The following is a 15,494-nucleotide window of genomic DNA, read 5'->3' as shown; positions in this document are numbered from 1 at the left end:
GCTCCATCATTAAAGGTCACCGTCCCGCTCGGTGTCCCGGTCGCTGTGCTGCTGACCGTCGCCGTCAAGGTCACCGACTGCCCGACATTGGAGGGATTGAGCGAGGAGGTCAACGCCGTCGTGGATGCGTTCTTGTTCATCACCTGGCTGACGGCGGTTGAGGTGCTCGTGCTGAACGCCGCGTCGCCGCCATAGACCGCCGTGATGGAATGCGTGCCGGCTGTCAGCGCCGAGGTTGCAAAGGTCGCCACGCCGGCCGTGACTGTTCCCGTGCCGAGCGCTGTCGCTCCGTCGTTGAACGTCACCGTGCCGGTAATGGTTCCCGTCCCGCCACTGGTCACCGTCGCCGTCAGCGTCACCGCATCCCCGACATTCGAGGGATTGAGCGACGAAGTCAACGCCGTGGTCGTTGTATTTTTGTTCACCACCTGACTTACCCCTGTCGAGGTGCTTGGCGCGAATGTTGCATCTCCGCCATAGACCGCGGTAATGGAGTGAGTCGCGGCGGTCAAAATCGAAGTCGAAAAGGTCGCGACGCCGGCCGTGAGCGTCCCGGTGCCCAGGGCCGTCGCTCCATCGTTGAAGGTCACCGAGCCGGTGGGGGTCCCGGTCGCTGTTGTCGAGACGGTTGCCGTGAAGGTTACGGATTGGCCGCTATTCGAAGGATTAAGTGACGAGGTCAAGGCCGTCGTCGTCGGAAGCGGGTTGACCACCTGACTGACTGGAGCGGAGGTGCTCGGGCCGAAGTTGAAGGCACCGTCGCCCGGGTAAGAGGCCGTCAGCGAATGGGTGCCGACCGTCAGCGTGGTAAGAATCAATGTCGCTGTGCCGCCTGAGATGGTGCCCGCGCCGATCGTCGCAGCACCATCATGAAAAGTGACAGTCCCGGTGATCGTGCCGGCTCCTGTACTCGTTACGTTTGCTGTCAAAGTGACGGACTGCCCGACATTGGAAGGATTCAATGACGAAGTCAGGGCAGTCGTTGTGGCGTGCGCGCTCACCGTTTGGGTCAGCGCCGGGGAGGTGCTCGCACTGAAAGTCGTATCTCCACCGTAAGCTGCGGTAATGGAGTGACTGCCGGCCGTAAAGGTCGAAACGGTCAACGAGGCGCTTCCAACAATCCCTGGCACCGTGCCAATGATCGTTGCACCATCCTTGAACGTAATCGTACCCGTAGGCGATCCTCCTCCACCCACCGGGGTCACCGTGGCCGTGAGGGTGACGGAATCGCCCACGATCGACGGATTCAGTGAAGAGGTCACTGCTGTGGTGGTGGTGCCGCATGCATTCAGGAGGATCGAAACGGTCCCTGCACCAGAGTTCGTCACCGCCAGGTCGGGCAGACCGTCCCCATTGAGGTCTCCAACAGCAGCTCCGGAGGGAGTTAGCCCTGTGACGAAATCCACTCCTGTAAGAAAAGCGTCGGCCCCGGTACCCAGCAGAACGGTGACAGTGCCGGTCCCTGAATTTGCCACCGCGACGTCCGTATTTCCATCGTTGTTAAAGTCACCCGAGACGACGAAAATTGGAGCGCTCCCCACCGGTGCACCCGCCAAAGGAGTGAAAGTGCCGATTGGGTTTTGCTCTAAAATGACCGCCGTGCCGGTCGTGGCGGTTGAGTCGACAACCACCAGATCAAGGACCCCGTCATTATCAAAATCCCCTACAGCCGCGGAAGTGGATCCAACGGTCGTCTTTCGCACCCCAGCAAAAGTTCCAGTTGCGCTACCATTCAAGATTCCTACGCTACCCGTAGCCGTGCCACCGAGCGGCACTACCAAATCCAGGTTCAGATCATTATTGAGATCAACGGCGATAATTTGAGAGGGATTCCCATTGGTCGAAAGGGCAGTGCCCGCCCCGAATGTCCCAAGACCCGTGCCGAAGAAAATGGTGATATCGTTCCGGGGGGTAGAGTTAATGCCGTTTGCGACGGCCAAGTCGAGCTTGCCGTCTTTGTTGAAGTCACCCACTGCGACTGCGAGGGGCTTGTTTCCGGCCGCGAAGGTGCTGGCCGCTCCAAACGTGCCGTTCCCGTTGCCGAGCAAGACCGCCACGTTGCCAGGGATAGGGTTCTTTCCTCCCTGAACACCACCGTTCGCCACCACCAGGTCGAGCTTGCCATCCCCGTTAAAGTCGCCCGCAGCTAAACCCAGGGGCGTCGAGCCCCCCGCGGAGGTGACGATCGGGGCCCCGAAGGTGCCATTCCCATTGCCGAGAAGGATCGCGATCGTATTGGACACCTGGTCTGCAATTGCAAGATCGGCTTTGCCATCCCCGTTAAAGTCAGCCACGATCACTGCGCTGGGGCTTGCTGAAACAGTTAAGTTTACGGCTGTAGAGAAGGTCGGCGCGGTACATCTGCCGGCCGCCATAAGGATCCCCATCGAACCGAGGTTCCATGTCAGCAGCAGAATTCCCAGTATTAGCCAGCTCAATCTCCCCCCGATTTGATAACGACGCCCCCTGGAAGTGCTCATCTTTGTTCTCCTCTCGAATTGACCGCGCACTGAAGTTAACCTTGATGGCCGCTCACCCACATTTTGGGCACACCTCGAGCGGTACCCTTTTAGCCCCGTCTTACAAACTGCGGTTAGAAAATGGCCCTTAAAGATGGGTCCTTGCGGGCCGAGTGAAGAGCGACGTGCACTCCTTTAGAACCGTGCACAAATAGTGTTCAACGTCACATCAAGCAAATCATTTTCCAAAATGTGCAAAAGTGCTCACTCTTGGTATTCCCGAGATGCATTAATCCAAGTACTTCTCTGCAACCTTTCCGCTTTGCTAACACAATGAAATCAATATGCATTCTTGCCATGCCCTTGAGCTCTCCAGACAACGCTTACTACCTCTAAGCACCTTTGCATTGAGGATTTAGGTGCGCTCCGTTGGAAGTATTTCAGTTGTTTTTTCTCTTCTTTCGCATTTTCCTTAGAGGGGTCGTTCTCTGAAATTCGCATGACTTAAGCACCTTGCGACTCGATTTCAGGGAAGCGTCTACACTCATTTGCCTTCCGGCTTGAGTCAAGAACAAGAGGTATAAGCGCCGCGAATCAGAGAGCATTTGTTCCGTATGACGCTGTATTAAAAACCCATTAACAAATAAACTTCAATCAGATAGAAAATGATTTCCAAGCGATTCTCGTAACGAACTCTCATTAACGAATGCATTTATGATCCGAAGCAACCCAACTCATTCACACGGATCCAAAAAGCAAATAACCATCCAGAAAAGCCTCTTTTTCCGCAACATCACGAAGACGAATTCTATGCTACGACCATAGCTTGCTTATAAATTAATGAATATATTAGAGAAAACATAGACGCGCCTCAACTTGATCAAAAAAACTTTTTTCGCAATGGATCAAGCGAAATAATATCAGCCCTACAGAAGCCCATCTAAAAATGTACATATTCGAAACAGAATCAATGTAATTGTGAATCGAAATGAAACCTGAGGAAGAAAGGGCCAAATACTAGCGAAAAAACTAACCGAACAGTTGGAAACGGCAGATGAACTTAGTGGTTTTAATGGGGGAGGGGGCTGAACAGACCGATGGAGCACTGAACAATGTACCATCCCACAAGCCATAAGAACTGGCTCAAGGCATGAAATGATCGCCACAACAGAGACCCAGGATCCAGAAGGAGGAGCACCTGATCTCAAATTTGAAATCTCAGCTCCGGGTAGCCAATCGAGGAAAGGACTCCGCGACCCTGTGGTGAGGATGTTCAAGCCTTCAAATCCGAAAGTCCGGCCGAACGTTGCTGATTCACGACCGGAAAAGGGACTGTCCCCAGGGACAGTCCCGGTCTGGAAAAACAAAAAGCCCCGGGATCTGTGAGATCCCGGGGCTTTGACTTTTCTTTCCCACTCGGTCTCGTGGGTGGAAGTTCTTATCGGTCGAACAAAAAGGCAGATCAAATCATAAAGGAACCATTAACTCAGAGGCCTAATCGAACCCAGGGCGCGATCGTCAATTATTGTTGCTCAGGATCCTCTGCAATGCTGTCTCGAACTCCAATCCCATATTCTGGCTCAGAACGGACATGGCGGAAACGGGATATTCCACAGACGCAGGATGATAAAAGGTCACTAATCCTGGCGATCCGTTCCCCCTGGCGGCAGCGGCAGTTTCATGCGGCCGGGAGAGGTGGACTTCGAACTCTAAACGACCGCTACATTATCCAAAGAAAAGAGACTTGACCCACTGTTGAAAGCTTGATTGAATAAGCTTGCAACGAAGGCGGGAGAATAAAACTATGAGACGAGTCCTTGTTGGCGGAGCGGGAGGCTTTATAGGTGGACATTTGGTTCGGCGCCTTAAAGCAGAGGGGTTCTGGGTTCGTGGCGTTGACCTCAAAAACCCTGAATTTGCTGAGACGGCTGCCGACGAGTTCATTATTGGAGATCTTAGGGACCAAAGTGTCGCCGCGCACGTGGTTGAGGGAGTCGAAGAGATTTACCAACTTGCTGCCGACATGGGTGGCGCTGGATACATCTTCACAGGCGACCATGACGCGGCAGTTATGCACAACTCAGCGACGATAAACCTGAATATCCTAGAAGCTGCGCGCCTGGCTGGAGCGAGGCGGCTCTTCTACTCTTCGTCCGCCTGCATTTATCCCGAGCATAACCAAAGAGACCGAGACAATCCGATTTGCTCTGAAGACTCCGTGTATCCTGCGGCGCCGGACAGTGAATATGGCTGGGAAAAGCTCTTCAGCGAACGGCTCTATCTATCGTATATGAGGAACTATGGCATCGAGGTACATATTGCGAGATTTCACAATATTTTTGGCCCGGAGGGCACATGGGACGGGGGCCGCGAGAAGGCACCTGCTGCTATCTGTCGCAAGGTAGCGGAGGCACGGGAGGGCGATTGCATTGAGATTTGGGGAGACGGCAATCAGACTCGCTCGTTTTTGTACATTGACGAATGTCTCGAAGGGGTACGGCGCCTGATGGAGTCAACTTTCAACGGTCCAGTGAACATTGGATCTGAGGAGATGGTAAGCATTAATAACTTGGCCGAAATGGTTATGGCCATCGCAGGAAAAAAATTGAATATCATTCATGTGTCAGGACCGCTGGGTGTGCGGGGGCGAAATTCCGACAATCGCCTGATCGCTGCGAAATTGGGATGGGCGCCGTCAACGCCCCTTATGGAGGGCTTACGTTGTACCTACAGGTGGATTGAGGGACAGGTGGCCGCCCGGCGTCAGATTGCGAGCTTTTCTCTCACGTAGACAAGACGGCGTTCGCTCGGACTGAGGTCACAGTTATGTGGGCGCATCACGCTGCGATATGAGGGCCCGCAATACTTTGTCCCAGCGATCAATTGCCTGCTCGCGGGAGAATTCCCGTCTATAGACATCGTGGCAGTGCTGAAAGAGTCGGAGTTTTGCTTCAGGGGATTGCGACCATTGCAGGAGCTCACCCGCCAGCTTCCCGCTCCGCGAGGGATCTAAGACCCACCCCACCTCCCACTGTGTGATCCACTTGGAGATGGCCGAATCGGCGCGGCCCACAAAGAGCACAGGGCGGCCCACGGCCAATGCCCCAAAGAACTTCGAGGGAACGACGGTTCCCGTCCATTCATCACGAAGACTGACAATATGGATATCGGCGGCACTCAACCTCGCAATGAGCCCTTCTGCTCCAGCAAAAGCGACGCAGCCGATTGGCACCCGAGCGCGGTCAAGTGCTTCGCGAAGCTCCACGACCGCGTTCCCTCGCACACTGAACACTATCCGGGCGCCGGCCGGGTGCAACGCCTCGGCGATTTCTGGAATACCCTCCCAGGCATGCGCCCGGCCGAAATTCCCTGAATACAACAGACACAAGGTGCTGTCGCCGAACAGTTCGCACCTCTCAGCAACTGGAATGGGGGCCGGCGTGGTCAATTCTACAAGAGCCCATGGAGCTATCGTTTCCGCTGCCGCCCTGAACCCATATTGCATTAATCGCTTGCGCATGCACACGCCAATATCAACGATGAGATTGAAATTCCGGTAGGCGCTTCGCATAAGATTCTTGAAGAGCCGTACCAATAGAGAACCTTCCCGCAACAATCCGTCCGCAACTGCGGCTTCTGGATACAGATCAAAACACCAATGCACAAGCTTGACATGGGGACGCAATCTCTTCCAGACGATGCTAATCAGAGGGCTGAGGACAGGATCAGTTCCAACGATGAGCACGTCGGGCCGAATGCTCCTATTCAGCGCGAGGAGACTCCAGGCGACGATCATCCAGAGCGTATTCACCATTCTTCCAAATCTGGACGCCTGCGCCAAAGGCGGCCGCCAGATACGGTGAAACTCCACTCCACTCCAGACGGACCGTCTTGCGAATTTGCGCCGCTCGGTCCGGCATGACCGGTTAGAACTGCTCGCTACTACACGCCAGCCTTTTGCAGCCAGGCCCGTAGACAATTCGGTGAAATGGATAGCGCTCACTACATCATCGGGATAGAGATAGTGGTAGAGAACGAGCGCCGTAGGAAGGTGCATGGATTCGCGAACCGCCTGCAACTGTGTCATTTCGCCTGTGGCTGGAATTGTCAACTCCTCCACTTCGGGAGCTGACGGCATGCTGATCGGGTAAAGGAGAAAAGACCTTGCTTCGGCTCCCATACGGACCGATTAGACTCAAGTATAGAGGATCCGAAAAAGCCGAAGACGGAAGGACAAGACCCCGGAGCCCTTGAAACATCTACTATTCTCTGGGGCTTTAATCTCAAGCTTCTTGCTTGCAAGACCCAGTGAAACTCAGTAATCGTCGAGGGCGGGCGGAGCGGTGAGACAAAATAAATGGTACAGATTTGTATGCGGTCAATTGTTGATTGGTTTCTTGATGATCCTCTGTAACGCCACCTCAAATTCCTGTCCCATTTTTTGGCTTAGGACGGACATGGCTGAGACGGGGTACTCCAAAAGGGCGGGATGATAGAAGATGATTGATCCCCCCTGACTGACCGGGTAATTAACCCCGGGAGAATCGCCCGATCCGCCAAAGTGGAGGTCGTATTCCAGTTTGAAATGTGCTGTTCCCCTCTTGTTTGCCTCGCGCAACTCGTTGGGAAACAGCGAGCCATTCATTACATCGCATTCGTTGCAGGATGACGCGCGTGGCTTCAACTGAACTAGAGATCCTTCCGACAACCCCGGGGCCACTTCCCGATCGGGAATTATTCTGTCTTGACCAGATTGTCCAGGATCCTGGTAGAGACTGCAGCTCAGGCAAGGGGAGGTCCACTGGAGGACGAGTTGTCCCGGTCCGTCGGGGATCACCTTCCACGGCCCTTCAAGGGAGATGGTTGATTTGTTCTGTGCTGGAAGTCGCAACTCGAACCGCGAAAAGCTCAACTGCTCGAGCCCCATCGATACCGTCTGCAAGAACTCCTCCAACCCCCGAGCGCAACGGATCCCCTCTTTCATCTTTCCCACGGCCACACTGCCCGCGATGAGCTTCCGTTGATTCATGAGGCTCCGGGAAAAATGGGCGCTCATCTCTCTCAGTTCGGGATAGCGCAACTGCTGGATTCCGAACCACACGCATGCTCCGAGGATGGCAAGGATGAGACCCGCTGTCTTTCCAACGGGATTAATGAAAAGCAAAGAAATCAAACCGAACAGGCCGCACACTCCATAGAGGAGAATCACCACGCCACGTGTCGTCAGCCCCCGCTCCATCAGGACATGATGAATATGCTTCCGGTCGCTTGAAAAAATCCGCTTGCCGCTTAAGAACCGGCGCAGGATAGCCATGGCGGTATCCACCACGGGCAGGCCAAAAGCCACAATCGGTACGGCGATCGCAAAGGCGGTGGGGCTCTTCTGGGAGTTGCGAATCGCCAGCAGGGCCAACATGAACCCCAGTAACTGACTACCGGAGTCACCCAGGAAGATCGAAGCGGGATTGAAGTTATACCTGAGGAGACCCAGCGTCGCGCCCGCTAATGCGACCAAGAGGATCGGAGAGAGTTGAATGTTATTGGCGATCGATAAAACGATCATCGAGATCATGGCGAACAAGGCCGCGCCCGCCGAAAGTCCATCGATGCCATCAATCAGATTAAAGGCATTCGTTACCCCTACAATCCAAATGATGGTCAGCGGCAGGGACAGTAAACCCAGGGGATGGATTGTTCCGGCGCGCCCCCAACTCTCGAGGATTCGAAAACCGAGCGCCCAGGATGCCACTGCCAGCAGGATTTGAGCTGAAAACTTCCTCCAGGCGGAAAGGCCCTTCAAATCATCCCATAAGCCCACCAGCATCATGAGTCCGACGAGGCCAAGAATTGTCACCGCCGAGACGAAGTTCTCCTTGAGATTCTTCGCCACATTCGTGGGGAGCAGGCACACGAGCAGAAGCGCGATGAGCATCGAAAGATAAATGGCAATCCCGCCCACGCGGGGGACCGGAGAAGGGTGCATTTTGCGGACTGAGTCGGGAAGATCGACCCACCCTCGGTTCCGGGCCCAGTTCCTCACTGTGCGGGTCAAGAACAGCGAGCCCGCGAGCGCGACGAGAAAGGCAAAGAGGTAGCTATTCATTTCAGGTTATCCTCTTCCATCCGCAGGGAGGGAGGACGGCGCAGCCCCTGCTGAATTATCCTTCTATTCAACGGTGATTCTGAGCATCGATGGCCATGGCCGAGTCTCATTGAACAGTGATCCACAGTGCACCCAGTCGTTGCAGAGGGGGCCGGCTAATTGGATTGGACTATGAGGGGAGGGGAGAGCGCGTATGAACCCATTCTCCTTCGTCTTTAGACGATATCGTCTTTAAGAGAAACCTTCTAATTCCAGGACTTCGTTAACAAAGCACCAATGACTTTGGGAGCCCAAACGGTTTGCTCACGCTTACCCAATTCAGGTAGAGAAGAAATCCCTGCGCGCCTGGTCACGGGAAAACCGCAGGTCTCGGGGGATACCGGATTTCTATTCTGCATACTTGTAAGGCGTGTCCCTCCGCAGAATACAAGCCAGTTCATCCTCCGGTAGAGTCTTGTTCGTCGCCCAGCCCCTCTTCTTCTTGGCAACAAGCATCCATGAATCCTTCCAACCGCTGAAGATGGCCGTCAGTAGAACATAGACAGGTCGAGATGCCACAGGCAACCGGTGCAACATGTGATCGCAGCCTCTCAGCTCGACTATCTCCAAGTTAAGGTATTTCGAGAGCTTTATGAGATCCTCTCTGACATACTCCCTGACGTGTCCTCTCCACGCTGAAGGATACCAATAGTAGTCTTCAAAGCTAGGGTAATTTGTTCTCCCAAAAAGAACACTTAACCGCTTCCTGATATTCACGGCATTAGGAACCGTTACAAATAAGTAACCCTCGGGCTTCACGAGTTCAAGCAGATCGTTCATAAGATCGCGGGGAGAGTCGTGCAAGTGCTCCAATACGTCATGGAGCATAATCATGTCGAAGGTGTTCCTTCCAAATGATATTCCATTACTTCCTGCCACCTGGAGCTCGATACCACATTCCCTGGCGAACGCGATAATCTTCTCTCTGTTTCCCGGTATCATGTGCCAGTGGTCTAAAAGATCGTCATAACCAGAGCACTGGAACCCCAAGAATTGTAGCAAGGCGGTCTTGTCACAGGGTCCGCATCCAAAGTCCAGAATCCTGCTTCCTGGCTTCAAATAACGGCGGCACGTGAGGGCGATGTTGGAGTACGCACTACTCCCTTCGGAAGCTTGCACACAATACTCTTCAAAAGGAAATCGATCCTGAAGGAGTTTAACGGCTTCCCTGTACTTAAGCGTCTTTTCCATAAAAGATTGGTTGAAAATCAAATAGCCTGCATGAGAGCTCTCCGACGGGACACATCAAACCGCTGGTTTCATTCCACTCCAAGCAAGACTCGTGAATATACCCGTCCACTCTGAATTCCAAGAGGCCTGTGCCAACGAGGGGGCTCCACGCCGAAACTACGAGCCATCTGTTAGGAGATCTCAAAGTGATGCCGAGCTTGGGCGTTCATGCCAATCTGTGGCATATCAACTGAACCACAAACTCTATGATCCTTTCCGAAGCACCCCGAAAATATTGGCTCGCAGGCCGGCTGCCAGATTCATTGAATTCACGACCCGTTCGTACGTCATGAAGGCCAGAAACAATACTCGGGAGGACATTCCGTAGGAGGGTTCCTTTTCGACCATCCGAAGTAAGTCCACGTTGAACCCCGCTCCCGCGGCGAGGCGGCGCACGGCGCCCTGAGAATTCATTCTGTAAAAAGTGGGATAGGGGTCATGCGCCCCGGCCGGACAGTTTCTCAGACGATTGGCGACGGAGTCGTGAACCCAGTGAGGCGTCATCGAGGATACCAACGAAACATAGTGAAAACGATTTGGCGTCCGGAAAACATAAACACCAAGGCTTCGCAGGACCCTCCCGACCTCCCGCAAATGCGACGCGGGATTCTGGACATGCTCCAGCACATAGTTGGAAACGCACGCATCAAAACTCGCGGTCTCGAATGGGAATTCATTCCCCGTCAGGAGTCTTGCGCTCTTCAGGGCCATGTTTTCGTGAACTGTTGGGTCAGGATCAAGCCCGTGGAGTTCCCCCAGTATCGATAGAAATTGCGACGTCGGGTTATTGGGGCCTGCACCAATCTCGAGGATCTTTCCTCCCCTCGGAATGACCCGGGTGCAAAGGTTGTGAAATTCTTCCGTGCCATCAATCCATCCGGATTCCCGGTCGTAGAATCGCGCAAGATAGCGTTCCTGCCACGTCAGGCCAGGATTCACATTGTTTGCTGCAAAGTTCATGGCAAGGGATCAACCCAGGGTCGCCTTTCGTTGTACCAGCCTTCAAAACCCACTCTGGACGAAACCGAATACGGCATCACGCTATGGCTCATTTGCCAACCGGCCCGTCCGCCCTCGCGACCACCCAGTTCCCCATCACCAGCCAATCCATCCGTGTTCTGATGAAGCAGGCGACGGCTTCCTGGGGGGTGTTCACAATGGGCTCATTTTCATTGAACGAAGTATTCAGAACAACCGGCACGCCCGTCTTCTCCTCAAAGGCCTTGATCAACTTCCAATAGAGCGGATTCTGCTTCTTTGAAACGGTTTGGAGGCGGCCGGTGCCGTCGTGATGAGTCACCGCAGGGATCTCCGCCCGTTTCTCCGCTCGAATCGGATACACCTTGATCATGAATGGATCAGGATAAGACTCCTCGAAGTAATCTCCCACGCGTTCTTCGAGGATGGACGGCGCGAACGGACGAAAGGGTTCCCGTCTCTTGATTCGAGAGTTTAAGACCTCTTTCATTTCCGGGCGCCGCGGATCGACCAGGATGGACCGGTTTCCCAACGCCCGGGGGCCCCACTCACTGCGGCCCTGGTACCAACCCACGATCTTTCCGTTGGCGATCGCGTCTGCCGTGTCACGACACAGCATGTCCGGATCTGTGTACTTGTGCGCCGCAAAACCATTGTCCCCATTTCCGGTGGCGGCGGAATCCACAAAAGCGGCGGACTCGTCCACTCCGGCGAGGCCGGGCAGCGCCTTTTGAACGGCCGCGAGCACCTCCATTTCACTAAACTCAGGCCCCCAGTAAGAGTGCTCCATAATAAAATCACGGGGCTTCTCGAGCACCTGATGCCGGACATAAAGAGCCGACCCCAGCGCCGTTCCTGCATCCCCCGCTGCCGACTGGATGAAGACATCCGAGAAACCCGTTTTGTTGAAGATTTTTCCATTGGCCACGGAATTCATGGCGCATCCACCCGCCAGGGCGAGGGCCTTGAGTCCGGTTTTCTTCTGTAACCAGTTGACACGTTCAAAGAAAACCTCTTCGTACATGGCTTGAAGGGAAGCCGCCAGGTCGCGGTTCCGCTCCGTCAAGTCGGCCCCCGGCTCTCTCGGAGGTCCAAACTCCTCGATAAATGCTGCTGACCACAGCGGTCCCACTATCGGCTCACCCCCGGCCCACGACATCGTCACCCCTTCTGAGGAATGGATAAAGTAATCCAGGTTCAATTCGAACTGGCCCTCTCCTATTGAATGAACCATCTTTCTCATCTGGGGAAGGAAACGGGGGGTTCCATAAGCGGCCAATCCCATCACCTTGTATTCATCCCCATATTTCGGAAATCCCAGGAATTGCGTCACCGCCGTGTAGAAAATCCCCAGGGAGTGCGGGAAAGTGACGGAATCGAGGATCTCCAACCGGTTCCCCCTTCCGACTGCGCTCATGGAGGAGAGAAAATCACCGAAGCCATCGACGGTGAGACAAGCAGCTTCATCAAAGGGGGAGCAGAAGAAAGCAGACGCCAAATGGGCGCGATGGTGCTCGATGTTATGGATCTTTGCCCGGATCCGCCCACCGGTCCGATCCAGGGAGGCGAGCAACTCCCCGAGGCCCTGCACGCTCCGGTAATTGGCAAGCCGGGACTTAATGGCATCAAAGCCAGGCCGATTTCGGAATGTATAGAGAACTTTATCGAAGAGGTGAGCGCCCGGGTCCCGCGAAATGGCCACATGCTCAATCTCCCCCACAGACAGATGGGCCGCCGATAAGACTGTCTGGATTGCCAGTGCCGGAAATCCCGCCCAGTGTTTCACGCGATTCAGGCGTTCCTCTTCCACCCCACACGCCAAGCTTCCGTTTTGAAAAAGGACGGCAGCGGAATCGCCGTGATAGGCATTAATACCAATAATATTCATTGCTTATCCATTCCCTGTCCCACTTTATACCGTGAGTGTTGTGCCTCTACCGCTTCTTCTCAGCGCGCGATTCCCCGCATGAGGCTGAAAGCGGTCGCGGTCCAGAGGAAGGGACGTTCCACCTCCGGATTCTCCAAAGACGCCGCTCTATTCTCTCGTCCTCACTGGGCAGCCTCATACATCAGCCGCACCGACATCGCCAAATCGATAGTGGGCTCCCATCCCAGTCCGCGCAGCCGCCCGTTGTCGGCTTTGAAACTCGCGCTGCCCCCATCGCGACGGTCCTCCTTTGTCTCCCAGACACAGTCACGAGGGATGCCAAACCGTTCCATGAACAAATGAAGCAGGTGCTCCATCGTAATGAGTTCTCCTCTTCCAATGTTATACACCTTCCCCGCCGTTCCCTTTTCCATGAGGATTGCATAGGCCGCCACCACATCCCGGACATCGACAAAATCACGCCGTCCGTTTAATTCTCCCAGGGGAATGGACCTGATCCTTCCCTTTCGGAAATCCTGAATCTGCTCGTACAGGTGCCCCACAAAAAGCCGGTTGCTAATCCCCTTTCCAATGATATTGAACGGCCGCGCAATGACAACGTGGAGTCCTTTCCACCGGACATAGCCTTGGGCCAAGTAAGTCTGAAAAACCTTGGTAAGGCCATAAAAATCGGAAGGAACGAGCTGTGCCTCTTCCGTGACGCTGTCCTCCATGTGAATGAGGCCGTATTCTGCCGCTGAGCCGATCACCAGTATTTTTGTTCTCAAAAAACCACTTTCGTAGAGCGCGTCCAGCAGGTTTTTCGTGGCACTCAAGTTGCAGGCATAATCCATCTCGTAGTTGTTCGTAAAACTGCCGACTAGGTGATAAATCTCGTCCGGACGGATCTCTACCACGGCGCGCCTGACCGCGTCTCTGTCCACCATGTCGCAGGAGAGATACTCCACCCCCGCCATTGCCTGGCCGTGAATGTCCAGTCCAAAGAAGGTTGCGGATGGCCCCTCTCGTTCGACGAGGTGGGGTAGGAGATAGTTTCCCGTAAAACCCAGGATCCCCGTAATCAACACTCTCTTCATTTACAGAAACCGGTCCTTTAACGATTCGTATTGTTCGTTGGCCAGATCGTAATCATCAGGCCGGCCGATATCCAACCAGAACCCATCATAGGGAAACGCGCGCATATTCATGCCGTTCTTGATTCCATCCAACATCAGATTATCAAACCCGTAAGGCTGGTTCTTCTGGAGGGCGTCGATGACCTTCCTGTTGATGACGTAGATCCCCATGCTCACATCGAAGTGATAGACTGGTTTCTCTTGGAAGGTGCATATGCACCGGTCGGCGTATTCGATGACGCCGAAATCCATCTTCACGGAGCGTTTGAACGTCCCTACGGTCACGTCGGCACCGCTCTGGACATGGGCCTCCACCAGAGCATTGAAGCGCAGATCCGTGAGGATGTCTCCATTCATCAGGAGGAAATATTCCGGCAGGTCTTCAATCAGTGTGAGCGGCCCGATGGTGGAAAGGGGAGCCTTCTCCATGGAATAATCGATGGCCAGTCCCCATTTCCTGCCGTCGGCACAGAAGGCCATGATGATCTCAGCGAGGTGGCTGACCGCCAAGGTGACGCGGGTGAAGCCGTCCCGCTTCAGTTGTTTCAACACGATCTCTAGGATCGGGAGCTCGCCGTTGATGGGCATCAGGGGTTTGGGCAAGCTGGTGGTATACGGCTTGAGTCGCGTCCCCTTCCCTCCGGCCAGAATCACTGCTCTCATAGGACCTCTACCGGTTGTAAATATCGACTTTGTAACGTGCCAGGTTCTCCGGCTGAGTGAACCACGCTATGGTTTTTTCGAGGCCAGTCTCGAGCGTGAAGCGGGGGGACCAGCCGGTGAGTTGTTTCAACCGCGTGTTGTCGGCGCGCAGCCGCTGGACCTCACTGGGTTCGGGGCGCAATCGGTCCTTGTCGCAAACTATTTCAATATTCGAATTCATGAGACGCGCGATCTCCCCCGCCACATCGCCGATGGAAATCTCCCGGCCGCTTCCCGAATTGATCACCTTTCCGGACGTTAGATCACTTGCGGCGACGTCGAGGAACGCCGTGACGGTATCCTCAACGTAGTTAAAATCCCGAGTCGGATGCAACGCCCCCAGGCTGATTTTGTTTTTTCCGGAGGCGATCTGGGTGATGATGGTCGGAATGACCGCCCGTAGTGATTGCCTCGGTCCGTAAGTATTGAACGGCCGCAGGACGGCCACAGGTGTATTAAATGAAAGATGAAACGAAAGCGCAATCTGGTCAGCGCCGATCTTGGATGCCGAGTAAGGCGATTGTCCCTGCAGCGGATGGTCCTCATTGATGGGAACATATTGGGCGCTTCCGTAGACCTCGCTAGTGGAGGTATGGATTACCTTTTCGACCCCCAGGTCGCGGGCTGCTTCCATCACATGGAGGGTCCCCCTGATGTTGGTATCAACGTAACTTCCCGGGGATTGGTAGGAATAGGGGATGGCAATTAGGGCCGCCAGGTGGAACACCACATCGTTCCCTTTCACGGCCTGCCGCACAAAAGAGGGGTCGCGGACGTCGCCCGTCACCACTTCCATATCATTCAGTACTTCCGCAGACATTGTATCTAGCCATCCCCAGGAGTTGAACGAATTGTAATAGGCGATCGCCCGAACCGTTGCCCCCAGCCCAACCAATCGTTCCGCCAGATGACTCCCAATAAATCCGTCTGCGCCTGTCACCAGGACTTTCTTATTCTGCAATTTCATCTGCTATCGGTCT

10 protein-coding genes are annotated in these 15,494 nt (G+C 54.4%); 1 reads left to right on the top strand and 9 read right to left on the bottom strand.

Translation table 11 applies throughout. The features are described from left to right. On the bottom strand, nt 1–2,480 hold a 2,480-nt coding region (locus tag LAO21_07650; GenBank protein ID MBZ5552579.1), incomplete at its 3' end, for an Ig-like domain repeat protein. A 1,783-nt stretch (nt 2,481–4,263) separates the two neighbouring features. Here LAO21_07650 and LAO21_07645 point away from each other — a divergent pair. Continuing rightward, on the top strand, nt 4,264–5,250 hold the full coding sequence (locus LAO21_07645; GenBank protein MBZ5552578.1) for an NAD-dependent epimerase/dehydratase family protein: 987 nt from the start codon (nt 4,264–4,266) through the stop codon (nt 5,248–5,250). A gap of 33 nt (nt 5,251–5,283) precedes the next feature. Here LAO21_07645 and LAO21_07640 read toward each other — a convergent pair whose 3' ends face one another. From LAO21_07640 to LAO21_07605, 8 genes are all read right to left on the bottom strand, one after another. Beyond that, complete coding sequence (locus tag LAO21_07640; protein ID MBZ5552577.1) at nt 5,284–6,597, bottom strand: glycosyltransferase family 4 protein; 1,314 nt, start codon at nt 6,595–6,597, stop codon at nt 5,284–5,286. Between the two features lie 240 nt (nt 6,598–6,837). Next, nucleotides 6,838–8,562 carry an undecaprenyl/decaprenyl-phosphate alpha-N-acetylglucosaminyl 1-phosphate transferase gene (locus LAO21_07635; protein MBZ5552576.1) on the bottom strand — a complete coding sequence of 575 codons (1,725 nt, stop codon included), beginning with the start codon at nt 8,560–8,562 and terminating at the stop codon, nt 6,838–6,840. Between the two features lie 387 nt (nt 8,563–8,949). Then, nucleotides 8,950–9,792 carry a class I SAM-dependent methyltransferase gene (locus LAO21_07630; GenBank protein ID MBZ5552575.1) on the bottom strand — a complete coding sequence of 281 codons (843 nt, stop codon included), beginning with the start codon at nt 9,790–9,792 and terminating at the stop codon, nt 8,950–8,952. Nucleotides 9,793–10,035: 243 nt separating this feature from the next. Then, on the bottom strand, nt 10,036–10,791 hold the full coding sequence (locus LAO21_07625; GenBank protein MBZ5552574.1) for a class I SAM-dependent methyltransferase: 756 nt from the start codon (nt 10,789–10,791) through the stop codon (nt 10,036–10,038). Nucleotides 10,792–10,879: 88 nt separating this feature from the next. Then, complete coding sequence (locus tag LAO21_07620; protein ID MBZ5552573.1) at nt 10,880–12,697, bottom strand: carbamoyltransferase; 1,818 nt, start codon at nt 12,695–12,697, stop codon at nt 10,880–10,882. Nucleotides 12,698–12,858: 161 nt separating this feature from the next. Next, complete coding sequence (locus tag LAO21_07615; protein ID MBZ5552572.1) at nt 12,859–13,773, bottom strand: NAD-dependent epimerase/dehydratase family protein; 915 nt, start codon at nt 13,771–13,773, stop codon at nt 12,859–12,861. Beyond that, the gene (locus tag LAO21_07610) at nt 13,774–14,475 is read right to left on the bottom strand and encodes an NTP transferase domain-containing protein (GenBank protein MBZ5552571.1); all 702 of its coding nucleotides are present in this window, start codon (nt 14,473–14,475) and stop codon (nt 13,774–13,776) included. It abuts the gene before it with no gap. A 7-nt stretch (nt 14,476–14,482) separates the two neighbouring features. Beyond that, nucleotides 14,483–15,481 (bottom strand): NAD-dependent 4,6-dehydratase LegB, encoded by a 999-nt coding sequence (locus LAO21_07605; GenBank protein ID MBZ5552570.1) that lies wholly within the window; start codon nt 15,479–15,481, stop codon nt 14,483–14,485. Between the last annotated feature and the right edge of the window lie 13 nt (nt 15,482–15,494).

This window comes from Terriglobia bacterium (assembly GCA_020073085.1).
Taxonomy (GTDB): domain Bacteria; phylum Acidobacteriota; class Terriglobia; order JAIQFV01; family JAIQFV01; genus JAIQFV01.
This window is presented reverse-complemented; position numbering and strand designations above follow the sequence as displayed.